Annotated in this window: 28 protein-coding genes and 2 pseudogenes; 23 read left to right on the top strand and 7 right to left on the bottom strand. The window is 52.4% G+C overall.

What is annotated here, in order from left to right; genetic code table 11:
- The first annotated feature begins 7 nt into the window (after window positions 1-7).
- The 14 genes from H8S11_RS04320 to gdhA all read left to right on the top strand — a co-directional run bounded on the left by H8S11_RS04320 (window position 8) and on the right by gdhA (window position 13,424).
- Window positions 8-1,603, top strand: a complete 1,596-nt coding sequence (locus tag H8S11_RS04320; RefSeq protein ID WP_186852307.1) for an MBL fold metallo-hydrolase RNA specificity domain-containing protein — start codon at window positions 8-10, stop codon at window positions 1,601-1,603.
- Window positions 1,604-1,711: 108 nt separating this feature from the next.
- Window positions 1,712-2,596 (top strand): DUF975 family protein, encoded by an 885-nt coding sequence (locus tag H8S11_RS04325; protein ID WP_186852308.1) that lies wholly within the window; start codon window positions 1,712-1,714, stop codon window positions 2,594-2,596.
- Between the two features lie 159 nt (window positions 2,597-2,755).
- Window positions 2,756-3,373: a transcriptional repressor LexA gene (lexA, locus tag H8S11_RS04330; RefSeq protein ID WP_186852309.1), complete on the top strand. Its 618-nt coding sequence runs from the start codon at window positions 2,756-2,758 to the stop codon at window positions 3,371-3,373.
- A 110-nt stretch (window positions 3,374-3,483) separates the two neighbouring features.
- Entirely contained in the window at window positions 3,484-4,284 is an 801-nt protein-coding gene (locus tag H8S11_RS04335; protein WP_186852310.1) for a YlmH family RNA-binding protein, read from the top strand.
- 24 nt (window positions 4,285-4,308) lie between these two features.
- Window positions 4,309-4,530 carry a DUF4177 domain-containing protein gene (locus H8S11_RS04340; protein ID WP_147572737.1) on the top strand — a complete coding sequence of 74 codons (222 nt, stop codon included), beginning with the start codon at window positions 4,309-4,311 and terminating at the stop codon, window positions 4,528-4,530.
- Window positions 4,531-4,543: 13 nt separating this feature from the next.
- The gene (locus H8S11_RS04345; RefSeq protein WP_186852311.1) at window positions 4,544-4,747 is read left to right on the top strand and encodes a DUF896 domain-containing protein; all 204 of its coding nucleotides are present in this window, start codon (window positions 4,544-4,546) and stop codon (window positions 4,745-4,747) included.
- A 114-nt stretch (window positions 4,748-4,861) separates the two neighbouring features.
- Window positions 4,862-5,725: a DegV family protein gene (locus tag H8S11_RS04350; protein ID WP_186852312.1), complete on the top strand. Its 864-nt coding sequence runs from the start codon at window positions 4,862-4,864 to the stop codon at window positions 5,723-5,725.
- A 145-nt stretch (window positions 5,726-5,870) separates the two neighbouring features.
- Window positions 5,871-7,028: a sporulation integral membrane protein YtvI gene (gene ytvI, locus H8S11_RS04355; protein ID WP_186852313.1), complete on the top strand. Its 1,158-nt coding sequence runs from the start codon at window positions 5,871-5,873 to the stop codon at window positions 7,026-7,028.
- A gap of 138 nt (window positions 7,029-7,166) precedes the next feature.
- Entirely contained in the window at window positions 7,167-8,540 is a 1,374-nt protein-coding gene (locus H8S11_RS04360; RefSeq protein WP_186852314.1) for a S1C family serine protease, read from the top strand.
- 244 nt (window positions 8,541-8,784) lie between these two features.
- Window positions 8,785-9,966, top strand: coding sequence for a DEAD/DEAH box helicase (locus tag H8S11_RS04365; protein ID WP_186852315.1), 1,182 nt, complete (start codon window positions 8,785-8,787; stop codon window positions 9,964-9,966).
- A complete protein-coding gene (locus H8S11_RS04370; RefSeq protein ID WP_147572745.1) occupies window positions 9,963-10,541 on the top strand; it encodes a hypothetical protein in 579 nt (192 codons plus the stop codon). The genes H8S11_RS04365 and H8S11_RS04370 overlap by 4 nt, the downstream gene beginning before the upstream one ends.
- 126 nt (window positions 10,542-10,667) lie before the next feature.
- A complete protein-coding gene (locus tag H8S11_RS04375; protein WP_147572747.1) occupies window positions 10,668-10,877 on the top strand; it encodes a PspC domain-containing protein in 210 nt (69 codons plus the stop codon).
- 58 nt (window positions 10,878-10,935) lie between these two features.
- Window positions 10,936-11,811: a GNAT family N-acetyltransferase gene (locus H8S11_RS04380; protein ID WP_186852316.1), complete on the top strand. Its 876-nt coding sequence runs from the start codon at window positions 10,936-10,938 to the stop codon at window positions 11,809-11,811.
- A 260-nt stretch (window positions 11,812-12,071) separates the two neighbouring features.
- A complete protein-coding gene (gene gdhA / locus H8S11_RS04385) occupies window positions 12,072-13,424 on the top strand; it encodes an NADP-specific glutamate dehydrogenase (protein WP_147572750.1) in 1,353 nt (450 codons plus the stop codon).
- A gap of 656 nt (window positions 13,425-14,080) precedes the next feature.
- Here gdhA and H8S11_RS14185 read toward each other — a convergent pair.
- The 4 genes from H8S11_RS14185 to H8S11_RS04400 form a co-directional block, all read right to left on the bottom strand.
- A complete protein-coding gene (locus H8S11_RS14185; RefSeq protein WP_366460690.1) occupies window positions 14,081-14,248 on the bottom strand; it encodes a helix-turn-helix domain-containing protein in 168 nt (55 codons plus the stop codon).
- Between the two features lie 88 nt (window positions 14,249-14,336).
- Window positions 14,337-14,588, bottom strand: a complete 252-nt coding sequence (locus H8S11_RS13875; RefSeq protein ID WP_243200926.1) for a hypothetical protein — start codon at window positions 14,586-14,588, stop codon at window positions 14,337-14,339.
- Window positions 14,589-14,648: 60 nt separating this feature from the next.
- Window positions 14,649-14,942 carry a hypothetical protein gene (locus H8S11_RS13880; RefSeq protein ID WP_243200927.1) on the bottom strand — a complete coding sequence of 98 codons (294 nt, stop codon included), beginning with the start codon at window positions 14,940-14,942 and terminating at the stop codon, window positions 14,649-14,651.
- A 37-nt stretch (window positions 14,943-14,979) separates the two neighbouring features.
- Window positions 14,980-15,492 (bottom strand): helix-turn-helix domain-containing protein, encoded by a 513-nt coding sequence (locus tag H8S11_RS04400; RefSeq protein WP_186852318.1) that lies wholly within the window; start codon window positions 15,490-15,492, stop codon window positions 14,980-14,982.
- A 531-nt stretch (window positions 15,493-16,023) separates the two neighbouring features.
- Between H8S11_RS04400 and H8S11_RS04405 the strand changes: the two genes are divergently transcribed.
- From H8S11_RS04405 to H8S11_RS04435, 7 genes and pseudogenes are all read left to right on the top strand, one after another.
- Complete coding sequence (locus tag H8S11_RS04405; protein WP_186852319.1) at window positions 16,024-16,215, top strand: DNA-binding protein; 192 nt, start codon at window positions 16,024-16,026, stop codon at window positions 16,213-16,215.
- Window positions 16,215-17,290: pseudogene (locus tag H8S11_RS04410) on the top strand (site-specific integrase). The gene H8S11_RS04405 and the pseudogene H8S11_RS04410 overlap by 1 nt, the downstream one beginning before the upstream one ends.
- Window positions 17,291-17,293: 3 nt before the next feature.
- On the top strand, window positions 17,294-17,626 hold the full coding sequence (locus tag H8S11_RS04415) for a plasmid mobilization protein (RefSeq protein WP_186852320.1): 333 nt from the start codon (window positions 17,294-17,296) through the stop codon (window positions 17,624-17,626).
- Window positions 17,616-18,764 (top strand): AAA family ATPase, encoded by a 1,149-nt coding sequence (locus H8S11_RS04420; RefSeq protein ID WP_186852321.1) that lies wholly within the window; start codon window positions 17,616-17,618, stop codon window positions 18,762-18,764. Before H8S11_RS04415 ends, H8S11_RS04420 begins: the two co-directional genes overlap by 11 nt.
- A 385-nt stretch (window positions 18,765-19,149) precedes the next feature.
- A pseudogene (locus H8S11_RS04425) lies at window positions 19,150-20,383 on the top strand (plasmid recombination protein).
- Window positions 20,384-20,428: 45 nt separating this feature from the next.
- Entirely contained in the window at window positions 20,429-20,728 is a 300-nt protein-coding gene (locus H8S11_RS04430; protein WP_186852322.1) for a hypothetical protein, read from the top strand.
- Window positions 20,725-20,967, top strand: a complete 243-nt coding sequence (locus H8S11_RS04435) for a DUF6061 family protein (RefSeq protein WP_186852323.1) — start codon at window positions 20,725-20,727, stop codon at window positions 20,965-20,967. Before H8S11_RS04430 ends, H8S11_RS04435 begins: the two co-directional genes overlap by 4 nt.
- 279 nt (window positions 20,968-21,246) lie before the next feature.
- Here the strand turns inward: H8S11_RS04435 and H8S11_RS04440 are convergent, their stop codons facing one another.
- The 3 genes from H8S11_RS04440 to H8S11_RS04450 are packed head-to-tail and all read right to left on the bottom strand — an operon-like array spanning window position 21,247 to window position 23,964.
- Window positions 21,247-21,729, bottom strand: coding sequence for a very short patch repair endonuclease (locus H8S11_RS04440; protein WP_186852324.1), 483 nt, complete (start codon window positions 21,727-21,729; stop codon window positions 21,247-21,249).
- 2 nt (window positions 21,730-21,731) lie between these two features.
- Window positions 21,732-22,541, bottom strand: a complete 810-nt coding sequence (locus H8S11_RS04445; RefSeq protein WP_186852325.1) for a hypothetical protein — start codon at window positions 22,539-22,541, stop codon at window positions 21,732-21,734.
- A 28-nt stretch (window positions 22,542-22,569) separates the two neighbouring features.
- Window positions 22,570-23,964 (bottom strand): Sau3AI family type II restriction endonuclease, encoded by a 1,395-nt coding sequence (locus H8S11_RS04450; protein WP_186852326.1) that lies wholly within the window; start codon window positions 23,962-23,964, stop codon window positions 22,570-22,572.
- A gap of 65 nt (window positions 23,965-24,029) precedes the next feature.
- Here H8S11_RS04450 and dcm (H8S11_RS04455) point away from each other — a divergent pair, with 65 nt between their 5' ends.
- Window positions 24,030-25,265, top strand: coding sequence for a DNA (cytosine-5-)-methyltransferase (dcm, locus tag H8S11_RS04455; protein WP_186852327.1), 1,236 nt, complete (start codon window positions 24,030-24,032; stop codon window positions 25,263-25,265).
- A 51-nt stretch (window positions 25,266-25,316) separates the two neighbouring features.
- Window positions 25,317-26,540 (top strand): DNA (cytosine-5-)-methyltransferase, encoded by a 1,224-nt coding sequence (dcm, locus tag H8S11_RS04460; RefSeq protein ID WP_186852328.1) that lies wholly within the window; start codon window positions 25,317-25,319, stop codon window positions 26,538-26,540.
- The last annotated feature ends 43 nt before the right edge of the window (window positions 26,541-26,583 follow it).

The raw sequence follows: 26,583 nt of genomic DNA on the forward strand, positions 1-26,583 counted from the left end.
CTGTTACATGAAGCTTACGTTTTTTGGCGCGGCCCACGCGGTCACCGGCAGCTGCCACTGTCTGGAAGTCAACGGCAGGAAGATCCTGATCGACTGCGGTCTCCAGCAGGGCCGGGACGAGCACGATGACAACGCCCTGGATTTTTCCCCCAGCTACATCGACTATGTTTTGGTCACCCACGCCCATATCGACCACTCCGGCCGCATTCCGCTGCTGGTCAAGGAGGGCTTTTCCGGGCCCATCTATACCACCCGGCTCACCGCCCAGCTGCTGTCCATCATGCTCCGAGACTCCGCTCATATTCAGGAGAGCGATGCCCAGTGGCAGAACCAGAAGGGAAAGCGGGCCGGCCGGGAGGAGGTAGAGCCCCTCTACACCCTGACAGACGCGGAGGAGGCCCTCCAGCTCCTCAATACCCAGGAGTACGGACAAATCTTCGAGCTGTGCGAGGGGGTAAAGGTCCGCTTCTGCGACGCCGGCCATCTGCTGGGCTCCTCCTGTGTGGAGATCTGGGCCACTGAGAACGGTGTCACCAAGAAGCTGGTCTTCTCCGGCGATCTGGGCAACGTAGACCAGCCTGTCATCCGGGACCCCTCCTTTGTGACAGAGGCGGATTATGTCATCATGGAGTCCACCTACGGTGACCGGAACCACCAGCCCCCAGAGAGCTATACCGAGGCCCTGGCCGCCCTCATTGACGACGTGTTTTCCAAAGGTGGCAACATTGTTATCCCCTCCTTCGCCGTGGGCCGTACCCAGGAGCTGCTCTACTTCCTTCGAGAGATCAAAAATGAGGGGATGGTCAAATCGGTCCCCAACTTTACCGTCTGCGTGGACTCTCCCCTGGCCGCTGAGGCCACCAAGATCTACGCTGGCGATCTTCACGGCTACCTGGACGAGGAGGCAATTGCCGTCCTGCAGGGTGGCGACAACCTGTTCACCTTCCCCGGCCTGACCCTGACCCAGTCTACCGAGGAATCCAAGGCTCTCAATATGGACAAGAGCTCTAAAATCATCATCTCCGCCTCCGGTATGTGCGATGCCGGCCGCATCCGCCACCACCTGAAGCACAACCTATGGCGCCCCGAATGCGCTGTGGTCTTTGTGGGCTATCAGGGGGAGGGCACTCTGGGCCGCCGTCTGCTGGAGGGGGCCAAAAGTGTAAAGCTTTTTGGTGAGGAGATCGCCGTCCGGGCCCGGATCCTGAATTTCCCCGGCCTGTCCTCTCACGCCGACCGGGATCACCTGCTGGACTGGATCGGCCATTTCTCCCCCAAGCCGGACCAAGTGTTCGTGGTACACGGGGATAGTGAGATCACAGACCTCTTTGCAAATGATTTGAATGAGCGGGGCATCCCCGCCCACGCGCCTCTCTATGAGGAGGTCTATGATCTGCTGGGAAATCGTATGCTGGCAAAGGGCGTTGTTCTGGAGAGCAAGCGGACCACAGGCGGCGCCTCCGCTCCCTCCGCCGCCTTCCTGCGGCTACAAGATGTGTCCAAGGACTTGGCCGACCTTATCAGCCGCAGCCGGGGCCGTTCCAACAAGGATCTGTCCAAGCTGGCCGATCAGCTTCGGCAAATCATGGACAAGTGGGAATAGAGAGGCGTTTGAGCCGCCGCGAGCAGCGCGGATGGACCGGAGCGAAGGTTCGCTCCTGCTGGCAGCGGCGCCCTTCCCCAACTATGACAGTAAGAACGGAGAGTTTTTATGGAGATCGACCGCAGAGAACTGAAAAGGCAGGCTAGGGAGGCCATTCGGGTCTCCCGTCCTTCCTTCTGGGTGGTCACCTTGGTATATCTGCTGATGACCACTGGTGTTTCCACCCTGGCCGGCCTGCTTGTTCCGGCCCCGGACACAGGAAACATCAGTCTGCCGGCTTTGTTCCTTTCCATCCTCCTCTCCCTGTACTCCACGGTAGTTGGCTTTGGCTTTACGCTATGGTCCATGTGGACCTCCCGGAAGCTGTCTCCCGGACTGGGCGCCCTAGCCGATGGCTTCTCCGTGGCCCTGCTGGTTATCATGACCTCCATTCTGATCTTTCTCCACATGCTGGCCTGGTCCCTGCTGTGCATCCCCGTCGTCTGGCTGGTCCTAATTCCGGTTCTTCTCTCCCCAAGCCTCTCCTTCCTTGTGATCCCCGTTCTAATTGCCGGCATCATGATTTTCTCTTATTGGGTCTCTCTGCGCTACGCCCTGGCCTACTATTTGCTGGCCGACCACCCTGACCATGGGGCCTTCGCCGCGGTCCGCCGCAGTGTGGAGCTGACGCGGGGATGGAAGTGGGAGATGTTCAAGCTGGCCTTTTCCTTCATCGGCTGGGAACTGCTTGACCTGCTTCTCTACTCACTGGCACTACTTCTGGTTCTGGTCCAGGGCGGTTTCTTCCAGTCTCTTTCCCTGGAGCACTACGGGGATGCCTACATGGTCTATCAGATTATCCTCTCCTATCCCCGCTCCGCCCTTCTTCTCCTGCTGGCCTCCATCCCGGTAAAGCTGTGGCTCTATCCCTACCGCTCCGTGACCATGGCCGGCTTCTACGACGCCCGGCTGCGCCTCCAGCGGGAGGGTTCTGTGGAGATGCCCCCTCTCTGAACATCCAAAGCTACCCGCCAGGACCTCTAGGTCCTGGCGTTTTTTTAGAGGCTTCCTTATTTTTGGAACATTCGTTTGACATTCGTACAAATGTATGATAAAATACATCTAAATTTTAGTGTGTAATTTTCTGTCCGTCTGCCGAAAGGAGCCCTTGCCATGGCCAAACTGACCGCCAAGCAGCAGCAGATCTATGACTATATCCTCTCCTTTACCAATCAGCACGGCTATCCCCCTTCGGTCCGGGAGATTGGCGCGGCGGTGGGACTGAAATCCCCCTCCACCGTCCACTTCCACATGAAGGGGCTGGAGGAGGCCGGTGTCATCGTCAAGGCAGAGGGCAAGACCCGCGCCATCTCCCTGCCGGGGGCATCCATGGGCCCGGTGGCAGAGGAGGAGGACCCCCACGCCAACCAAATACCCATCCTTGGCAATGTAGCCGCCGGCTCCCCTATCCTGGCCCAAGAGTGTATTGAGGACTACCTCACCTTCGACACTGCCGGTCTGTCCGGGGAGCACTTCGCCCTCACGGTCCGGGGCGAGTCCATGCTGAACGCCGGGATTCTGCCCGGTGACCTGGTGGTGGTCCACCGCCAGCAGGAGGCCCGGAATGGTGAGATCGTAGTGGCCCTTTTTGAGGATGAGGCCACCGTCAAAACCCTTCATAGAAAAGACGGCCGCACCTGGCTTCTTCCCCAAAACCCTGATTACCCGCCTATCGACGGCACCAAAGCCGAGATAGTTGGCAAGGTGGTGGCGGTAGTCCGACGGTACTAATTTTGTCCCTCTGCGGCCGGTCATGCTCCCCATGGCCGGCTTTTTTCGTTGACAATCCCAGGTCCTGTCCAGTATACTGAACAGGCAAACAGAGGGAGGCGAGAAGGGTCGTGACCAAGAAGGAGCTTCTGGACCGCTGCGCCCGTGACGGGGCGGAGCGGGTGCTGCTGGCCCGTGTGCTGGACAAGCTGGAACTGGCTCAGGACCGGGGCATCCCAGCCCATACCCCCTTTCTCTCGCCGGGTGAACAGGCCTCTGTCACCGATTTACTCAACGCCTGGGGGCAGCCCCGCCATATCTTTTGGGGTGGCTTTCCCGGCGCAGAGCGGGCCCTGTGCGCCTTCCTCCCCGACTGGCAGGATGAGAACGACCTCCTGTTGGACCCAGAGGGACCGCTGGCCGCATTGGAGGCCGCCTTCCCTCCCGGTTCCGAGTTAAGACACCGGGATATTCTGGGCTCCCTTATGGGCCTGGGGTTGACGAGGGAAAAGCTGGGGGACATCTTGCTCCCTGGCGACAGGACCTGTCAGGTGATCCTGCTCCGGGAGGTACTGCCCATTCTCCTCTCCCAGTGGGAGTCCGCCGGGCGTTGGCGGTTAAAGCTCCGGGAAATTCCTCTGGCTTCCCTTTCCCCTGGAGAGGCGAAGGTAAGGCTCATCCGGGACACAGTCGCCACCCCTCGCCTGGACGCGGTGCTTGCCGCCGGTTTTTCCCTGTCCCGCTCCAAAGCCATGGCCTATATCTCCGCCGGCAAGGCGGCCGTCAACCACCGGGAGTGTCTCAAAGGGGACAAGCTGGTGGATGTGGGAGACATTCTCACCTGCCGCGGACTGGGCAAGTGCGTGGTCCGGGAGATCCCCGGCCAGTCCAAAAAGGGACGGACCATGCTGGTATTGGAGAGATATATTTAAGCCGCCGGATAGGAGGGTACAGCTATGGCACACTATGAATATGAATTTGAGGTTCTGGCCCTCTCCGCCGGGGGGTACAGCCTGTTCGGCGGCGTCGGCATCCGGACTGAGGGCCACCAGGAAGTCATTCGAAGCCGGGCCGCCGCCGGCTGGCGTTATGTGGGCTATCTGCCCAGCGTTCAGCGGGCCTCTGGACATATTGAGACCATCGAGCTGGTATTTGAACGCGAGATAGAACAGGAATAAGGGAGGGAAAGGCATGGAGCAGAAGAAGATCGACCGCATCAATGAGCTGGCCCGGAAGACCAAGTCTCCCGCCGGCCTCACCCCAGAGGAGGAGGCTGAACGGGCCCTGCTGCGACAGGAGTATATCGCCGCCTGTAAGTCCAATCTGATGGCCCATCTGGACAATACCCTCATTCAACATCCTGACGGCACCCGGACCCGGCTGCGGAAGAAGTGATCCGCTCTAGCCGGAGCAGGGGTTCATTGACAATCTCCCCGGCATCTGGGATAATACTCTCGATCCTTTTATGTCCCGCCAGGCGCTTATCCTATCTTTTTAAGGAGGCCCCCCATGGCTCATATTAAATTTTCTACCGACTCTGCTTCCGATATTCCCGCCGCTCTGCGGGAGGAGTGGAACATCCAGGTCCTCCCTTTTCCCATCGCGATGGGCGACAGGGAGTATATGGACGGCTTTGACTTCACTCCCGACGAGTTCTTTCAGATGCTACTGGACAGCCCTCAGATCCCGACCCACGCCCAGTTGAACCCCTATCTTTTCACTGAATGCTTTGAGAAGGCGTGGAAAGAGGGCTATACCGATCTGATCCACACCTCTATCAACTCCAAGGGTTCAGCCACCTATGGCAACGCCATACAGGCCCGGGACGAGTTCTATGAGGACCACCCCGATGCCCAGGACACCTTCCATATCCATATCATCGACTCCAAAAACTACACCATGGGCTACGGCTGGGCGGTGGTGCAGGGGGCCAAGATGGCTGCTGCCGGTGCCCAGGCGGGAGAGATCGTGGATTTTATCCAGGATTGGGTGGATCATGTCCGGGTGATCTTCGCCCCTCTTGACCTGCGGTTTGCCAAAAAATCCGGCCGGATCTCCGCCGCGGCAGCCTTCATGGGCGAAGCCCTGGGGTTAAAGCCCATTATGACCTTCGCCAACGGCGAGTCCAAGATACTGTCCAAGGCGCGGGGGGAGAAAAACGCGATTTCCGCTGTTGTGGAGCTGTGCAAACAGGAGCGGAGCGCTAACAGCCCCTATCTGGTCGTCCATGGCAATAACCTGGAGCAGGCTGGCAAACTGCTAGAAGCCTGCCGCCAGGAGCTAGGCTGTGAGCCTGCCCTGGAGTATCTCATCGGTGGTGTGGTGTCCATCAACGCCGGCCCCAATGTAATTGGTCTGGTATATCGCACATAAAACTCTTTTTGGGTCCGGCTGTGGCGAGCAGTCGGACCTTTTTCTTTCTCTGGGACAGGCAGGCATCCCGAAATTTACATTTTATTCATGCTTTTTCTGGTAAGGTAGAGTAGGATACTGAAAAACAGGGAGGGATATGATACCAATGAAGCCTGGGCAACTGACCTGGCCCCAGCGGGGCGCCCTGTGGCTGCGGCTGGCCATCCGGCTGGTGCTGTCTCTGGCCGCCGTCCTTCTGGTGTCCTTTTTTGGACGGCCCCTACTGACACTTTTTGCCCCCTTTGTCTGCGCCCTCATCGCTGCCGCCCTGCTCAACCCCCTGGTCAAGTGGTTCCAGCGCAAGCTGGGATGGTCCCGAAGCGTGCTGACCTTGCTCCTTCTGCTCCTCCTCTTCGGTCTGGTAGGGAGCGCCTTGGGATGGCTGGGCTACGCGGTTGTCCGTCAGGTCATCAGTCTGGCGGAGAACTGGGACGGGGTAGTGGCTGCCGGCATCAGTGTACTGGACCAGCTGGACCAGATGTTTCAACAGGTGGTGGCCCAGTTCCCGATCCAGATCGCCGGCCCGGATCAGGGCTTTCTCGACTGGCTGGTGGACACCTTATCCTCGGCGGCCCCTGACCTGGGGAACCTGGCCACCTATGCTGGAGAGAAGGCAGTCTCCTTCTCCTCCTTTCTGTTGGCTCTGGTCTTTTTTGTCATGGCAACCTTTATGCTGACGGCGGACTACCCCTATCTCCGCTCACGTGCCGCTCAACATCTGGACGAGGGGACGCTCCACTTTCTGGGGCAGGTCCGGGCCACCGCCCTGGGGGCCTTCGGAGGCTATTTGAAGGCGGAGCTGCTGCTCTCCATCGGGGTATTCTTCATCCTGCTCATCGGCTTCTTTGTCATCCGTCAGCCCTACGGCCTTCTGCTGGCTCTGGGACTGGCCATTATGGACTTTATCCCCATCATCGGCGCCGGCACGGTCATGGTCCCCTGGGCCGTCATCGCGCTGTTTACCCACAACTACCTCGACGCCATCGAGATCATGGTCATCTGGGGCATTATTGCTATGTTCCGCCGGGTAATGGAGCCCAAATTCGTAGGGGACCAGACTGGTCTATCCCCTATCGCCTCTCTGGTCAGTATCTATGTAGGGATGCAGGTAGCCGGAGTTCTGGGTATGATTCTAGGGCCTATCCTGCTGCTGGTTCTGCTGAATCTGGCCGGAATGGGGATGTTCCGCGGGCTCCGGCTGGACATCGCCGCCGCTGTGCGGGACATCGCCGCCCTTCTCTCCCAGCGGCCAGAGCAGATGTGACCTGGTTTCAAACTTTGTTTTGGGAAAGTTCAAAAAATTTATCCTTTTTCTTCATGCTTTTTTCATATTTCGGCGGTATGATATCCACAGTTCAAAGAGGGGCGGCCCCAAGGCCCTTCTTGAAAGGAGTGCATTTACATGGAGTATCCCGACTTCAGCTTTTATAACAGTGAAAACGACGGCTACCGGGGTGGCTTCGGCGACTATACCGACCCCATTCCCACCTCTGGTGGTCCTGCTCATCCCAGCGAGCCCCCGAAGAAAAAGGGGCGCGGCAAGCGCATTGCCGCTCTTTTGCTGGCCTGCGCTGTTGTGGGCGGCGGAGCGGGCGTTGGCGGTGCGGCCGTGTACCAAAATCTGACCGCCCCCGACACCGTAATCTATGAGGGGGAACGCCCCCAGGTGGATACGATGGTCAACACCAACAGCGGCCAGCCCATGACGCCTGAACAGCTATATGCCGCCAACCTGCCATCCTGCGTCGGCATCACGGTAAACACCACGGTGAACATCTTTGGTCAGACCACCACCTCCGCCGCCAGCGGTTCCGGCTTTGTACTGACCCAGGACGGCTATATTGTCACCAACTACCACGTCATTGAGGAGGCGGTCAACGATTCCTCTGTCACCATTGAGGTCTCCTTCTCCAACGGAGACAAATATACCGCCAAACTGGTGGGCGGTGAGAAGGACAACGACGTGGCCGTACTGAAGATTGAAGCTGCCGGCTTACAGCCTGTGACTTTGGGCGACAGCGACCAGTTGGTGGTAGGCGAAAGCGTGTACGCCATAGGTAACCCCCTGGGTGAGCTGACCTATACCCTCACTGACGGCATCGTATCCGCCCTAGACCGGCTGATCACCACCTCCAGCAAAAATGCCAACGGTCAGACCGAAACCACTACCCTCAATGTACTTCAGACCAACTGCGCCATCAACCCCGGCAACTCTGGCGGCCCTCTGTTCGACAGCTATGGCAACGTGGTAGGTATCGTGTCTGCCAAGTATACAGAGTCCACCTCCGGTGTGTCCGCCGAGGGGCTGGGCTTCGCGCTCCCTATCAACGACGTGAAGGAAATTATCTCTGACCTCATCGAGCACGGCTATGTTACCGGCAAGCCCTATCTGGGCGTCCAGGTCAACGTGGTGGACGAGAGCGTTCAGCGTTATGGCATCCCCGCCGGCGCGGTAGTGGAGTATGTGGCCGAGGGCTCCTGCGCCCAGAAGGCCGGCCTGCAGGTCAATGACATCATTACCGCCATCGACGACACCGCAGTGGACTCCCCCTCCGCTCTGACAGCGGCCCTGTCCTCCGACTACAAGGCCGGGGACACCGCCACCCTCACCGTGGTGCGCCAGCAGCAGGAGGTTAAGCTGACCGTCACCTTCGACGAGAAAAATGCCGAGACCGAGGCTGCTAACCAGAACCAGCAGAACACACAGCAGGGCCAGCAGCAGAACCCGAATGGCGGCTATTACTACCAGTGGCCCTTTGGAAGCTTCGGCTGGTGATCCTTCTCTCATTCTCGATTCCTTCTTGAAAGAACCGGCTCTGTCCTTGGGATGGGGCCGGTTCTCTCTTTTTGGAAAAAGATGGACAAACCGCAGAGAAAACGTTATAATTTATTATGGAATAATATTGGGGGCGATGTATTTCGTCCTTTTTGATTCGGGGCCGCGCCGGGAAGGGCGTTTTTTCTGTGTCTGTTTGGAAGGCCTTGGATCACATCCACGAACACAGAAAGGAACAACAAACATGGAGATCAACGGAACATCTGTCAACGAATCGGTCCGGTATGCCCAGCTGGACCTCTCTCCCGCACTGATGCGGGCCATCGAGAAGAAGGGGTATGTTCAGGCCACCCCTGTCCAGGCCGGCGCCATCCCCTATTTCATGGAGTGGAAGGACGTCATCGCCAAAGCTCCCACGGGCACTGGAAAGACCTTCGCCTTTGGCATCCCCATGGTGGAGCACATTGATCCGGAGAGCAGCGCGGTCCAGGCTCTGGTACTGGCCCCCACCCGTGAGCTGGCCATCCAGATCCAGGACGAGCTAAGGGACCTGTGCGCCTTTAAAGAGGGCGTGCGGGTAGTCTGCCTCTATGGCGGGCAGCCCATTGAAAAGCAGATCACCCAGCTGAAAAAGTCCCCCCAGATCGTGGTGGCCACTCCCGGCCGCCTGATGGACCACATGAAGCGGCACACAGTCCGGCTGGACCAGGTCCAAACTGTTGTGCTGGACGAGGCCGACCGGATGCTGGACATGGGCTTTGTCCGGGATGTGACCCACATTCTGGACAAAATGCCTCAGCGCCGGAACCTGGGGATGTTCTCCGCCACCATTTCCCGGGAAGTAATGGACATCTCCTGGGTCTATCAGCGGGACCCGGTGGAAATCACCGTCCACGCTGATCAGGACAACAAGCCCGATATCGCCCAGTACCGCCTGGATGTAGACCGGGGGGAGAAGGCGGACACTATGGCCCGGCTGCTGGACATGGGCGACTATGAGCGTGTCATCGCCTTCTGCAACACCAAAAACATGACAGACCGCCTGGCCGGTCTGCTGTCCATGCGGCGCATCTCCTGCGAGGCCATCCACGGCGATATCCAGCAGCGCCAGCGGGAAAAGGCGCTCCAGAAATTCCGAGACGGCCAGCTCCGGGTACTGGTAGCCACCGATGTGGCTGCCCGTGGGCTGGATATCGACGATGTGGACGCCGTCTTTAACTATGATGTCCCGGACGAGAACGAATACTATATCCACCGCATCGGCCGCACTGGCCGGGCTAAGCGCCACGGGGTCGCCTTCTCCCTGGTATCTACTATTACCGAGGGGCTTCGGCTGGACGATATCCAGAAGGTCACCGGCAGCGACATCCGCAAGGTATATTTTAATGAGCGGGGCGACCTGGTGGCCGCTGTGGAGCGCCCATGAGAGGCGGTCCACGGCGGAGCGGCCTCCTGTTGGATCTGTTCGCCTGCTTTCTAATCCCGGCCTACACCTTGCTCTTTGCGGGCAGTCGAGCCTGGTTCTCCACTAATTTTTCCGTCATCGCGGTGACCGGGCCAGACCACTACCGGGGCTTTCTCTACTGGGGCGTGCTGGCGGGAGGCTATTTCTTCCTGATGCTGATGAAGCTGGCCTCCATTCTGCGCAGCCGTGTGGCTCAAACCGCCGCCATTCTGCTCACCCTGGCCGCCTGCCTGTCCCTTTGCTATGCTCTAGCCATCCCCTATCTCCCGGAGCAGTTTCCCCGATACGCCGACTTGCATGTGATCCTGGCCGCTCTGGCCTGTGTCCTTTTGATGCTGGCCCTGCTGGTCGCCCTGCTCGCCCTATACCGGCGTCAGCCGGACCGGTATGTTCCCCTGCTCCGGGCCTGGTTTATTATCGTAGGCATTTGCGGGGTCCTGTTTCTCATCCCCCAGATGGTCTCCTCGGCGCTGGAGGTGTTTTTCACCATCTCCGCCGCCCTGCTCGTCCGCAAGGCCTGGCTGTACCGCCGATAGTGATTGGCATTTCCATCCGCTTTTTATCTTCTTTTAATCTTTTTCCCATGGATTTTTCACCGGCTTTGGCGTATGCTGGTATCAGAAAGAGGAAGTCATCTCATATCACATTGGAGGGAATACTTGATGGGATCTAAACGATTGTATCGGACCGAGGGCAGTTATAAAATGCTGTGCGGCGTGTGCGGTGGTCTGGCGGAATACTTTGACCTCGACCCCACTCTGGTCCGAGTGGGCTGGGTCATCGCCTTTTTTGCCTTCTCAGTGGGTCTCTGGGCCTATCTGATCTGTGCCATCATCATGCCAAAAAAGAGCGACGTGTACCCTGGGTACTGATTCATACCCCAAGGCCTCCCTCCGGAGGCCTTTTTATCTTTACAATGGAGGAACCGACATGGACACACGACTTTCCTTTCCCGCAGACGTCCCCGCCCTGCGGGCGCTCTGGTCCCTGGCGTTTGGCGACGACGGGGCCTATGTGGACAATTTTTTTCACACCTATTACCGCCCGGACCGGGTGCTGGTACTGGAGGAGGAGGGGCAGGTCCGCTCTATGACCGCCTGGTTCGACACCGTCTTTGTGGTGCCGGGCCGGGGAAAATTCCGGACAGCCTACCTCTACGCCGTGGCCACCCATCCGGACTGCCGGGGAAAGGGGCTGGCCGCCCGGCTGCTGAAGGGGGCGGACGAGTATTTCCGCACCTTGTCTATCCCCGCGGTCACCACCGTCCCGGCCGAACCCAGCCTCCACAACTTTTTTGGGGCCAACGGCTTTCGGGAGTGCTTTGTTCACCAGAGCCAGGTCAGCCAACTAAATGCGGAGCGCCCCGGCTCCCCTGTCCCGCCGTCCCTCTCCCTGGAGGCGTTGTCCCCGGCCGGCTACGGCGCTCTGCGGGAGGAGCTGCTGGAGGATATCCCCCATATTTTTTATCCCGAGGACACCCTCACCTATCAGGCCGGCTGCTGTGCCCTGGGCGGCGGCGGGCTCTACCGGGCTGATACCCCCTATGGTCCCGCCCTGCTGTGTGTGGAGTGGGCCAGCCAGGAGAAGGCCGTGGTAAAAGAGCTGCTGGCCGGCCCCCAGGCCGCCGGCTTTGTCCAGGAGGAGGGGCGCCTGCTCTCCCTGCTGGGGGCCTCCATTTTGGAGGTCCGCTCCCCAGTCCGGGAGGGCTCTCCGGTCCCCTTCGGGATGCTGAAATGGCTGGATTCGGAAGGGGCGGAAGGCTGGGACTGGTCGTCCACGGGCTACCTGGGACTAGCCTTTGACTGAAAACTTGCATATTCACCAAAAACGGCCGTTTCTTTTTGTTGAAACGGCCGTTTTTTGGTGCTGCTTTTCTCTGCCACAGTCATTTAGCTGTGGTAACCTCCACAAAAATCTTGCTTTACTCTTCCATTTTTTATGATATGCTATACATATAAAGGACCTTGATTCAGGATTTTCCTAGCGAAAATTTCTGTATCTCGGCAAAATGCAAGTAATCTGTCAATTCATCCCGTACAACATATTATAACAGGAGGAATGTCACAATGAACAAGTACATTGAGCGCGTGCTGGCCGATACCAAGGCCAAAAATGCCAACGAGCCCGAATTCCTGCAGACCGTAGAGGAGGTTCTGTCTTCTCTGGAGCCCGTCATCAACGCCCATCCCGAGTATGAGAAGGCCGCTCTGTTGGAGCGTATGGTGGAGCCTGAGCGCGCCATCGAGTTCCGTGTCACCTGGGAGGATGACAACCACGTTTGGCACGTCAACCGCGGCTACCGTGTGCAGTACAACGCGGCCCTCGGCCCCTATAAGGGCGGCATCCGCTTTGACCCCTCTGTAAACCTGTCCATCATTAAATTCCTGGGCTTTGAGCAAGTCTTCAAGGACGCCATGACCGGCCTGCCCATCGGCGGCGCCAAGGGCGGCTCCGACTTTGATCCCCGGGGCAAGAGCGACGCCGAGGTTATGCGCTTCTGCCAGGCCTTCATCACCGAGCTGTACCGCCACATCGGCCAGGACATCGACTGCCCCGCCGGCGACCTGGGCTGCGGCGGCCGTGAGATCGGCTATATGTACGGTCAGTACCGCCGCATCGTGGGTGCCGCCGAATTCGGCGCTCTGTCCGGCAAGGCTGTCTGCACCGGCGGTTCCATCATGCGTCCCGAGGCCACTGGTTTCGGCGCTGTCTATTATCTGTGCGAGGCCCTGAAGCACGACGGCGAGTCCATCGAGGGCAAGCGCATCGCCATGTCCGGCTACGGCAACGTGGGCTGGGGCATCATGAAGAAGGCCGCTGAACTGGGCGCCAAGGTTACCTATTTCGCCGGTCCTGACGGCTACATCCACGATCCTGATGGCGTGGACACCGAGGAAAAGCTGAACTACATCCTGGAGATGCGCGCCAAGGATCCTATGCACTGCGCTCCCTATGCCGAGCGGTTCGGCTGCGAGTTCGTTCCCAACGCCAAGTGCTGGGGCGTCAAGGACGTGGACATCTATATGCCCGCCGCTACCCAGAACGATGTCAACCTCGACTGGGCCAAGAAGATCGCTGAGTCCGGCGTGAAATACTACATCGAGGTGGCTAATATGCCCACCACCAACGAGGCTCTGGAGTTCCTGAAGAGCCAGAAGCACATGGTGGTCGCTCCTTCCAAGGCCGTCAACGCCGGCGGCGTGTCCGTGTCTGAGCTGGAGATGGCCCAGAACGCCGAGCGCCTCTACTGGACCGCTGAGGAAGTGGACACCAAGCTGAAGGGCATCATGAAGAACATCTACCACTCCTCCGTGGAAGTTGCCGAGCGTTATGGCCTGGGCTATGACCTGGTAGCCGGCGCAAACATCGTGGGCTTCCAGAAGGTCGCTGACGCCATGATGGCACAGGGCATCTTCTAAGCCTTATCTCAAACTGATACGCCTGCCCCTCCATTTGAGAGGGGCAGGCGTTTTTATTAAAAATACGATGTGGGGGATGCGCTGGGCATAGAGAGACAGCGGCGGGTTCCTTTGCCCATGGCAGAAAAGGAACCAAACCGCCACCGGGGCAGGCCCCGGTGGACAGGGCCCACAGGGGCCCCACCCCCGCTCCCCCGTTTTACGGGGGACGCACTACTTAGAGCCTTGGGGGAAGATCCGGCGCTTAAAATCAGGAAGGCCGCCGGGCCGCCTTCCAGAAGCACCCCGTGATTGGCACCCCGCCAGGTGCCTATTATCCCGTGGGAGCGGCGGCCGGCGGTGACAGACAGTCAGCGCGTGGGACGCGCGGATGGGGGACGGCTTGCTTTTCGATGACCGCCGCACCGGAGATACAAAATCGCTGCCCGGATGGCTCCCCTGGGGTCCGGGGTCGAGACCCCGGAGAACTTTGGCCACTTTCCTTCTCTGGAAAGTGGCGCGCCGCAGGCACGACAGGCCATCAGATTTGCGCCAAGGTCCATCGGGGGCCGCTTCTGTTGAAATATGACGGTCACGCAATATGCGCCCCTATAAGAAGGACGGTATTTCGCCTAAACAGCAAAACACCCGCAGGCTATTCGGCCTGTGGGTGTTCTTTATTGTTCTGTTTTGTTCCCCGGTACATACTGTACAACGTCTGAAATCTCACAATCCAATATCTCGCAGAGTCTATTGAGTGGGAATAATCCCATAACCTGACTTTCCCGGTTCAAGAGCCGGAAAAGTAGCGATTTCGGAGCTTTGTGGCAACGAAATGGCAACAAATTTTCATTATTGATAGAAAAAGAGCTAACTGGTTTTGTTAAACCGGTTAGCTCTTTTTTTGTTTTATCAAGTGTTATTTTGATGAAGTTACTTTTTAGTCGGGAGTTTTATATTGAATTTGCCGCCAAGCACAGCGGTTCCAATTCCAACGGCAGTAAGGACTAAGAAGCTTGCACTTCCGATAACCTTCCAGTTGAACATCCGTTTTTCAGAGTCTTTCTGCTCTGCTTCCTGCACAGCACTTTGTTCTTGTTGTCTGGCTTCAGTATCTTTTTGGTCAACCATTTTCATAATTTCGATTTCTCGGTCGATAATTTCTTGTCGCTGTTCAGGCGTCATATCGGGGTTATCAAGACATTTGCTGCAATCAGTCTGAACCTTTTCCGCAAACTGAATATACTAAGTACGGCTTTGATTCGAATGCTCTATTTCCTGCTGAATGAAATCAAAAGTCTGTTTCAGGTTGGTATCATCGCTTGCAATGATGGCATCAAGTACACCCTTATATTCACTCAAACAAGAGTGAACAAAATTGACGTATTCAGGATATTGTGCAATGACCTGGGCGGCTACTTCAGGGCGTAATTCGTTTAGTTTTGAAGCATAGCTTATAAAATCGCTTTTCGATAGGTTTCTGAAATCTGTGCAATCTACAAGAGCCATAATCTCTTTCTCTTTATCGGTGTATTCCATCTCGCTACCTCCTTAGTGCAAACTTGATAGTTACCGATTACTTCAAATCGTTTATTAGCATATCACTTAGCCCCTGTGACATAACTTTTGCTCGCTTCTGTGTGGTGTCAAACTCCGGATAGTGATACCGCCAGTTGTCATAGTCCTCTTGGCTGATTTCCTCAGCTTGAAGCATGGCTGCGGCCTGACGCCAAGCACAGAGCATCTGGTGCAGCTCAGCAGCATCACGGTTCTTTCGTACATTGACTTTTAGACAAATCTCTCCGTCCACCTCGTCAACATACAGACCATAGCGATCTTCCAGCGTGAACAGCGTGTGCATCAAGCCAATATAGGAGTCTATATCCGGTACAGAAAAAGCATTTGGTGAGACTTCAAGAACCTGTGCCAGAGCAGCCGTGAGGTCAGCTTTAGGAGTTCTTGAGCCAGTTTCATACTGAGCCAGACGTACATCTGCGGATTTTTCAGGGAAACCGAGCAGCTTTCCAAGCTGTTTTTGTGTCATTCCGCACTTATTGCGGAAAAAATGAATTCTTTCACCGATTGCCATAGCATCATCTCCTGTTATATGCGGTGTTGTGTTATCTCTAATATAGCAGATATGTTTAGGATAGTCAAGGAACGTTAAATAAATTTGCTTAATATTTTCTTGCAAGCCTGTTGATATAAGCTAAAATGTTTAGTATAATCATTTTTACAAAGCAAATATGTTTAACTTCGGATGAACCTTGAAAACTGAATAACACTCTACCGAGCAACAATCTCTCTGTACAATCAGGAAACTGATGAGCCACATCAAAGGGTACGCCAAGACCTTCCGCAAAGGAGTGAGCAATCACTACCAGCTTTGAAAAATCCGGGCAGTTCCCGGAGGCGGCGATGACAGCAGAGAGAAGATACTCCCCACCGAAATCCGGTGAGAGGCTTCGTAAGTTAAGCGGAGATCAAAAGATGAGCGCTGATCCACTGTCAGCGGTTCGGAGAGCAGGAAAACAAAAAATCGTGTTGAAAGGGGGAATGCCTAACCAGTTTGAAAATGAAGCTTGTAAGGGATCAATTAAAATGAACAGGAGGATTTTATATGGAAGAGAACCGTTTTATGCGTGTGGACAATGTAGCAAAAGAGCTGGACGTTTCCAACTCTCATGCCTACCGAATCATGAAAGCCCTCAATGACGAGCTGGAAGCGATGGGCTATATGGTTGTTTCCAGCAGAGTGAACCGGGCGTTCTTCATGAAAAAGTTCTGTTATAAAGAAGAGGAGGAAATGTAATGTCTGTTTATAAGGAAGAAAAAACTGGTGCCTGGCGTGTCCTATACCGCTATACCGACTGGACTGGCGAGAAAAAGCAGACCCAGAAGCGAGGCTTTAAGACCAAACGAGAAGCTCAAGCATGGGAACGGGAACAGATGAATCTGGTTTCCTCAAGCTTGGATATGACCTTTCAGAGCTTTGTGGAGCGTTACCGTGAGGACAAAGCTGGACGCATCAAGGAAAACACATGGGAGATGAAAAATCACATCATTGAAACAAAGCTGCTGCCCTACTTTGGCAAGCTGAAAATCAGCAGTATTACCCCGCAGCAGATTATCAGCTGGCAGAATGAACTGTTGAACTATAAGGACGATAAGCGAAAAGCCTATTCGCCTGTCTACCTTAAAACGGTTCACAATCAACTTAGCGCTATTTTCAACCACGCTGTACGGTATTACAATCTGCGGGAAAATCCCTGCACAAAAGCTGGCAGTATGGGAAAGAAGAAAAACCGTGAGATGTTGTTCTGGGCAAAAGAAGAATATCTTAAGTTTGCCGATGCGATGATGGACAAGCCAATGTCCTTCTACGCCTTTGAGATGCTTTACTGGTGCGGTATCCGAGAAGGTGAGCTGCTGGCACTGACCCCGGCAGATTTCGACTTTGAGAAAGGTACAGTGACCATCAACAAGAGCTATCAGCGACTGAAAGGCCAGGATGTAATCACCACGCCCAAGACTGAAAAGAGCAATCGAACCATCACCATGCCGCAGTTTCTGACCGATGAAATTCAGGACTACTTGAAAATGCAGTATGACATCGGCGAGGATGACCGGATGTTCACCATCACGAAAAGCTATCTCCATCGGGAGATAGACAGAGGCTCTCTAAGGAGACCGGGGTAAAGAGAATCAGAATACACAATCTTCGTCATAGCGCAATTTCAATTCTCATCGATATGGGATTTTCGGCAACAGCAATCGCAGATCGAGTGGGCCATGAAAGTATCGACATCACTTACAACTATGCCCACCTGTTCCCGTCAAAGCAGAAAGAAATGGCTGAAAAGCTGAATATGGAAAGGAATGATTAAATCATGTCAGCAAAGAATTTGGACAATCACAATCGTTGGAGAAATCGAACCGTGGCATTCCGTGTCTCGGAAGAGGAAAACGCACAGATTGACACAGCCGTGAGGCTCACTGGGTTGACCAAGCAGGACTACATCACCAGACGTCTGCTCTGCAAAGATGTGGTCGTGCAGGGAAATCCCAGAGTGTTCAAGGCGCTGCGAAATCAGATGACAGACATTCTGGATGAGCTGCGCAGGATTGAAGCTGGTGCCGGTGTTGATGATGAACTGCTGGATATCATCGAGATGGTTGCCATCATCATGGATGGCATGAAGGAGGATACTTATGGAAAATAAGAAAACGACCGCCCCAAACGCATCTGTTGGCGCAGATGCAGGGCAGCCGTCCGTTAAAACTAACACTGAAATTGTATCAAACTCTCGGGCACAAAGCAACCTTTCTGAGGATGAATTTATGGCTATGTGCCGTAAAATGGACGAAATCAACGCTCCCGGTTACCTGCATATGGTGTCCCACAATGAACTGCTGGATACACCGTATGTAGGAAAGCAGGCAATCATTGATGACCTGCTTTATACAGGAGCCTATACTTTGGCGGGAGCGCCCAAAATCGGCAAGTCGTTTTTTGTGGCACAGATTGCCTACCATGTCAGCACTGGACAGCCCTTGTGGGGGTACAACGCCCGACAGGGCGATGTCCGCTATCTGGCACTGGAGGATGACGAAAAGCGGCTGCAAGATCGAATGTATCGGATGTTTGGGGTAAACGGAACGGACAAGCTCCGCTTTGCAACTGCTGCAAAACAAGTTGGAAACGGACTGGATGAACAGCTGGAATTTGCGCTCCACAAATATCTGGGAACCAAACTCATCATCATAGATACGCTGCAAAAGGTCCGAGAGGCAACCAGCGACAATTACAGCTACACCAGCGATTATCAGGTAATCGGAGCGTTGAAGAACTTTGCTGATAAGCATAGTATCTTCATTTTAATTGTCCATCATACCCGCAAACAGCCGGCGGGTGACACTTTCGAGAAAATCTCCGGCACCACTGGACTGCTGGGATGTGCAGATGGCTCATTCCTGCTGGAGAAAGAGAAACGAACTTCCGGCAAAGCAACGCTCAGTATTGTGGGCCGAAATCAGCCAGATCAGCAGCTCTATCTGGTCAAGAACCAGGAACGGCTGATTTGGGAGTTGGAGAGAAAAGAAAACGAGCTTTGGAAGGAACCGCCTGACCCGCTTCTTGAGGAAATCAGCCACCTGTTTCATGGTGAGCTGACAGAGTGGAAAGGCAGCGCAACAGAGCTACTTGCACTGATGGGCAAGGATATGCAGCCGAATATTCTTACCAGAAAACTGAATGTGAAAGTCAGCGAGCTGCTGAGCGAGTATCAGATTCAGTACACTGCGAAGAGAATCAGAGAGGGCAGCAGCCTTTGTTTGAAGCGCATTGACCAGAGTGTGTGACGATTGGTGACGGTTATGACGATTAAAACGACAGCGGGTGCGGTATCGAAAATACCGTCACAATCGTCACAACCGTCACAGAACCCCAAAACGCATCCCTCGTCCCCACCAGAGATCCACAGATCGACGGTGGTTTATCTGAGAAAATCCGGTGAATTTTCCCAGATAGCGGGAACCAGAAACGATGATTAATCGAGGCTGGTGAGCGCACCGAGCTTGCAGTGGTGGATAGCCATTGCAAGCTCGGCAGGCTCCCGCAGGAGCCGCACGCCCCCTCGGAGAGCCCACGACATCTTTGCACGCAGTGAAAGTGTCATAGTGGGTTATTACACTTTGAAAAAGTGCATCCCCGGCCCGCAGGCCGTACAAACAGGAAAGGAGTTCTATGGCAAGAAACGCAAATTTGACTGCCGTAAAAATTGGAAACGCACAGCGGCACAATGAATGGGAAAAAGAGTCCTACACCAACCAGGACATCGTCCTGGAACGCACTCCTCTGAATATCCACTTCAAGAAACCAACCGCTGGATATCAGCAGATGTTTGATAAAATGAAAGCCGATGGAGCAATCTCTACAAGAGGTCTGAAAGAAGATGCACACCTTTTCGGAGAGCTGATCTTCGATGTAAACTCTGCCTATTTTTACAACCACGGTGGCTATGACTTTGCCAAACAGTTCTATGCGGATGCCTACAAAGCGGCAGTGGAGATCGTGGGCGGTGAGCAGTACATTCTGTCTGCGGTTATGCACGCCGATGAGCGAAACCGAGCTATGTCAGAAGCCTTGGGCAAGGATGTATTTCACTACCATCTTCATGTGGTCTACATCCCGGTGGTAGAAAAGCAGATTCTATGGTCGAAGCGGTGCAAGGACAAATCTCTGGTGGGCACCGTGAAAGAGACTGTGTTGCAGGTCAGCAGCAGTAAGAAGTGGGCCTCTCAGCCTGCCTCGGATGGACAGGGACGGCCACTGTTGACCAAGACGGGCAAGAAAGTTCTGAAAAAATCCTACACTGTTTTGCAGGATAACTTTTTCAACGCCATGCAAGCTTGCTGGTTATAGCGACATCCAGCGTGGAGAGCGAGGCAGCAGTGAAGAACATCTGACCGTGACCCAGTTTAAGGTGATGAAGGAACAGGAACGACTGGAAGAGTTGACGGAACAGACAGCACAGAAAGTTCAGGAAGCAGCAACGCTGGATAAGAAAATTGAAAAAGTTCAAAAGCAGCAGTTGGCGGTTCAGAACGTTGAGAAAATCGAAGCAAAGGCTGTACCTTTTTCTTCTAAGGTGATGCTGGAGCGCTCCGAATACGAAAGCCTTGCCACTGCCGCCAAGAAATATGTGACTCAGGAGAAGAAAGAGCGGCATCTGCAAAAGCTGCTGGATGCTGCCAACAAACTGATTTCGGAGCTAAAAAGCAAAATCGCTGAGTTGACCGCTGAACTGGCAGAATACAAGTCTGTCCGTGGAAAGCTGCGTGCCAGCGAATTAGAGAAGGAAAATGACGAGCTTCGGGGCAAGCTCCGCAGCTATGAAAATGTGATCGACCGGCATGATTTGTGGCACTTGTTTGGTCGCAAACGGTCTAAAACGGTGACAAGAGAAGAAAATCGTTGATTTCCGTGTAGAGCCGAAGAAAAATTCAGAAATCAGGAGGTATTTATGACAACAGGCCTTACCAAGAGGCAGAAAACAACTGCCATCTTTTTTGATGAGCAAGGGGATATGATAGAAGTACAGACCCACAACACAGACCTTAAAAATCGGCTGGCAGAATATGCGCTCAAATACCCCCAGGAGTGCTGCCAGGCCGATGACGATGAGCAAGGCGGACTGACCTTTGAAATCAGGAAAGGTCGTTTGAGCTTTCGACTGACCGCCCTATATAGTAAAGAACGCTGTCAAAAGTGCAGTAATCTGGCAAAGAAACACACTGAAAATCTGAAAGGAGCACAGAAATGAAGATTTTATCCTGTGCGTTTAACATGGATACAGCCTGTGTCGAACTGAAATTTGCCGATAGCAGCACGATCTCCATCGACACCATTGCCGTGGAGAATGAGGTTGCCAGCAACATGTATGAGCGGTCAGAGCTGGACTATCTAATCTACAATGACCCGGCAGCTTACGCTGACCTGATCCTGAACGGTAATCCGGAAGCCTACCTGAAAATAGTCACGGAGTATAAGCCCCTGGACTGAGCCGTGAATCTAATGGTTAGATTTCGTTAGAAATGATAAGAAAACCCGCCTGCATCCGTATCACGCCGGTACGAGTGCAGGCGGGTTATTTTTTATTGAATTTCCTGTTCCAAATCTCGGAACAACTCAGAGTTAAAAAAGTCCTCAATCGTAATCCCCAGGCCATCGCAGATCTTCTCGTAAACAAGGAATACTAACAGATTCTATTCAATAAAAACCTCCGAAGTAGATATCGTTTGCTCCAGAGACAATAAGTGGTCCGAAAATACTACAAAAATACTATAAATCTGTCAAATCAAAATCTGAGGAAAGAGGTTCTTTATCTTCGCAACGTTGGGTTTCAGCCTGAAGGATGGCATCCTGGACGACCTGGATACATCCATCTAAATCCTTATTGATTTCTTTTTCCCAGAAATGAAGGGGAATCCACCCAGAAGATAGTAGCAGTTTGTCATTGCGGATATCTCTTTGGATATTCTCCTCGATTTTCTCAATCCAGAATTCTCGGTTCGATTTCAGTTTTTCTTTTTTGTTCTTCCAATCGTAGCCATGCCAAAATTCGCCATCCACAAAAATGGCGATTTGATATGTTGTGATAGCAATATCAGGAGAACCGGGCAATTTTTTATAATTCAGTCGATAACGATAACCACAGTGCCAAAGGGCTTTAGCAAGAATGGTTTCAGCTTTTCCTTTTTTGAGGTGTACATGGGACATCCTCTTAGAAATAGCTGGTGTTGTTTTAAGTTTCTGGTGTTTCATGGTTATTGTCGAATTACAAGATCCCCACAAGCTTCGTTAAATCTGGATTGGGGTAATGGTGCCACACCTGTGCGTTGAAAACTATCGATTAATTTAGATATGCCAATCTTACCTCTTATGTGGGAAATAACAGTTAGATGAGAGAGGCAATTATTTATTCTTCCTGTCGTGATATTCCAATGATTTCCTTGCAAATAGTGATATTTGCAATCCTCATTCTGAGCTAATAAGTCATTATAATATAAAAATCCCTCTAAAGAAATGCCTTCAAAAGATTCAAAGCGATCATTCAACGTTTCAATAACATCGGAATCGAGTCTCAGATAATTCCAAACAAATCGAACGGTTTGTGTATTAACTATTGTGCCACTCGGGATGTCAAGTGTTTCACAGATGTAGCCGTTTTCAGTGTGCATATAGTCAATCATATAGGCAATTCGTAAAAAGATAGTTGCAAGAATATCTATATCGGCTCGATGGTTTTGTCCTATTAAATCGATAATATCCCATATTTTTTTGAAATCCATATCTTGAGCATATGAGCCATCAGCTTTTATTAATACAGGTCTGGCATCTAAAGGAAAATTTCGATTACCTGCACGTGAACTTTCTAAGCCGGGATACTGCATATATAGCTTTTCGCCAGCAATAGTTTCATATAAACAAATTCTTTTTTCAGTCATTCCGTATGAAAGATTTTCTCGAGGCAAAGATGAAAAATTCTTAATATTTTCCATTTTTTGATTTTCAGAAGTGCGGTACGGAGTTTGCTGGGGAATTGTTGTTGTTAAACGATTTCGCACTTCATGCATTGAAATAAGTGGCATGTTAAATTTCCTTTCAACAATTTTTTATTTGATTTGCAATATAAGTATTATTTAGCCAGAAGCACTGTTTTGTCATCATGCGGCCATCAGGTAGCGGCAATTTATCGGCAGCGTTCTTTCCGTGTGGGCGGACATGAGCTACACGACTTTCAGAACTCTTGGGTAAGTTGTTTCGCACACCTCGGGGAGAGTCAAAAAGTTTCACGCCTTCCCGAATGATCTGTACGGTCTTCTCCCAAACACGATGGACCTCGTCAAGGTCTGCGTCCGGAATGTTCCAGAACTGGATACGGTCAAATACTAACTCACCAGCAGCGTTTTCCTGGAAGATGACAAACAAGAATTTTGTCGGGGCGAGGTAGTTGCGGAGAGTGGAATCCTCCCATTTCTCCTGGCTCAACTCGATAAAATCGAAGGTGGGGAAGGACATACTCTCTTTAATCGTTCCATCACGCCGGACTCGGATGGTTTTAGGTACGATGCTTGCCTTTTGAAACTCGTCGGTATATGCGATTTTTCCGGACACGCCGAGCATCTTGGCCAGCAGGACCTCATTCAGATTTTTCGCTTTACAGTCAAGTCCGAATCGATGCTGGAGTTGATTTTGGGTCAAACCAATATAGGGAGAAACTGCATCGATGATATGCTGTTCAAAGCTGTGCTTCTGCAGGATACGGGGATCCTTGATGATATGCTCATTTTGCTGGTTCCCGAAGATGTACGCATTCAAGATATGCGTCATATAAGAAGACTTCAGAGAATATGCCCTCTGTTTTGCGGGGATATCAGAAAAAGGCTGCTGGCGGACACTTTTTGCGTTGGCACCCTTGGTGCAGGCAGCCAGATACATCGTATCGCCCTCGGAAATCAGATGGGCATTGCCGGAGCGGACTTTATTCATGATGGTTTCCCAGTCATGCTCGATGATGGCCAAATCTTCTTCTGGGAAAGTGAACAAGACCGCTTTGTCGATAGTGTACTCGCTCTTGGGAACATCGTACCTGTGTTCATAGGACATGAGCAACATCGTTTCGCATTTATGCCAGAAGGAGCTGGTTCTAAGAGTTTTATCATACTCGGTCATGTAATCGATGATATTGCAGACCAAGCGCTCCTTTGCACGGGTGTTCCCGGATTTACGAATATAAGGCGTGACCTTGAGTTCTACACCTGCCTCAGGAAAGTCGGGCTCAGCTTCAGAGTTGGGAGTATAGCCAAACCAGCTTTCTTCGATAACTGTACCAATTGCACCTTTTCCAGTCTGAATCCGCCCGGTTTTATCGATGTCTTTCATAGGGACACCGATGACTTCGGTGGCTCTCTGCAAAATAGCGGCTTTGGTGGTATAAGTTGTTCCTTCCACAAAAATCACCTCGATTTCGAAAATAGTGCTTGATCTTTCGGTCAAGATGTGCTATACTAACAAAATTATGGAAGTATATCCATTATATCAAATTGAGAGGTGATGCGAAAGTGGCTAACAACAAAAAGAATGTTCGTGTAGTCGAACTTTTTGCTGGCGTCGGCGGTTTCCGTGTGGGCCTCGAAAGATGTGCCAAAGATGTATTCCGGACCGTATGGGCGAACCAGTGGGAACCTGGTCAAAAAGGCCAGTGGGCATATAAGTGCTACTCTGAGCGTTTTGGTGCGGATGCACATTGCGTTAATAAAGATATTTCAACCGTAATTGAACAGGTGCCAGAGCATGATTTATTGGTCGGAGGCTTCCCTTGCCAAGATTATTCTGTTGCAAGTACTGGGGCAAAGGGTATCGAAGGTAAAAAAGGTGTTCTTTGGTGGTCAATCAACGATATCGTGCGCAAGCGGCATCCCCAATTTATCTTGTTGGAAAATGTTGACCGCCTTTTGAAATCTCCTACGAAGCAGCGTGGTCGAGATTTTGGTATTATTCTAAAATGCTTATATGATGAAGGTTACGCTGTCGAGTGGCGAGTTATCAATGCAGCAGAATATGGAAATATACAACGTCGTCGCCGTACTTTCATTTTTGCATTCAAGGATACAACAAAACAGTTTGCTCGAATCAAAAAACATATGGAAACTGAAGGCGAGTTTGAGTGGTTGGTCAGGGATGGTTTCTTTGCTGAAAGCTTCCCTGTGAAACAGGAACACCACGACAAGAAAAAGCCGACCGAACTGGACTTGGACGAGTACGAGGATTTGGTCACTGTCAGCGATATGTTCCACGCTACTTTTTACAACAGCGGTGTAATGTATGCTGGTAAAATTTATTCGGAAGAACTGAGTCCTGACTATAATGGCCCACAGAAACTGTTGGGAGATATCGTTCTTGAGGAGCCCGTAGACGATAAGTATTTTATTTCTCAGGATCAAATAGAGAAATGGGAGTACATGAAGGGTTCTAAAAAAATCGAGCGAACCTCAAAAGAGGGATTCACCTACCAATTCTCAGAGGGGGCCATTGCTTTCCCTGACCCGTTGGACCGTCCAGCCAGAACGATGTTGACCAGTGAGGGTACAGCGAACCGTAGTAGTCATGTCATTACAGATAAGCTCACCGGAAAATATCGCCGCCTGACTCCTGAGGAGTGTGAGCGGATCAATGGATTCGATACGGGGTGGACAGATACAGGTACGCCAGAACGACAGAGATACTTCATCATGGGTAATGCCCTTGTGGTGCCGCTGATTGAAAAAATGGGCGGAAAACTGTTGGAAATCATGTAAGACAAGGGACACACCGTTATTGGTGTGTCCCTTTGTCTATAGGAGGCTACCATGGAGAAAATAAGAACAGTTGAATTATTTGCTGGTGTTGGCGGCTTCCGATTAGGTCTGGAACAGGCTTCAGAGCGATTCCAGACAGTGTGGGCCAATCAATGGGAGCCGTCGACGGAGGATCAATGGGCATTCAGGTGTTATGCAAAACACTTTGGCGAATCTCATAATCATGTATGCAAAGATATTGCAGCAATCGACAAAGATAAAATTCCTGACCATGATTTACTGGTAGGTGGCTTTCCGTGCCAAGACTATTCTATTGCGAAAAAAGGGGCAAAGGGCATTGAAGGTAAAAAAGGTGTGCTATGGTGGCAGATAGACGAAATTTTGGATAAGAAAAGACCTTTGTATGTATTACTGGAGAATGTGGATAGACTGATCCGTTCTCCCGCAAAACAAAAAGGCAGGGACTTATCTATCATTCTCAGGTGTTTTTATGAAAAAGGGTATGCAGCAGAATGGCGTGTAATCAATGCAGCTGATTACGGTCAGGCCCAGCGGCGTAGACGTACTTTCTTATTGGCATATCATAACGATACGGAAATTTTTAAGCAATTTGCAGAAGAGACTTGTCGATATGGTGTGAAAAGGATGCATACCCATGTTATGACCGATGGGGTCTTGGCAAAAGCATTCCCTGTCAGTGGACATGGGAGGTCTTATTTAGATAACTGGATTGATGAGTTCAGTTATGAAGATATGGCAAGTCTATCAAGGGAACAGTCTGTATATTTTTATAACGCTGGTGCCATGATGAATGGACGTATCTATTCGGTGGATGTGGTGCCGGAGATAGAACATTGCATCCCTATCCGGGATATTTTGCAGGATGGAGAGATAGACAGTCGTTACTTTATCAAGGAAGAGGACCTGCCCCGTTGGCGCTATATGAAGGGTGCTAAAAACGAACTGCGTCATAGGAAGGACGGAAGTACCTACTGTTTTTCAGAAGGCGTAGTAGCCTTTCCAGAACCCTTGGATAGGCCGTCCAGAACGATGTTGACCAGCGAATCGAATGTCAGCCGAACGTCCCATGTGGTCGTAGATCCACAAACGAAGAAACTACGTACCTTGACGCCCGTTGAATGTGAACGATTGAATGGCTTCCCTGACGGGTGGACCGAGGGTATGCCGGAGCGAATGCGATATTTTACGATGGGAAATGCGTTAGTAGTTCCTTTAGTTAGTGCAATCGGAAAAATAATCAATGATATAACTTGATCTTTGGTAAATTACATGATATCATATAGAACACAAGTTGGTT

Source organism: Flintibacter hominis (genome assembly GCF_014287965.1).
Classification (GTDB): Bacteria; Bacillota; Clostridia; order Oscillospirales; family Oscillospiraceae; genus Lawsonibacter; species Lawsonibacter aceti.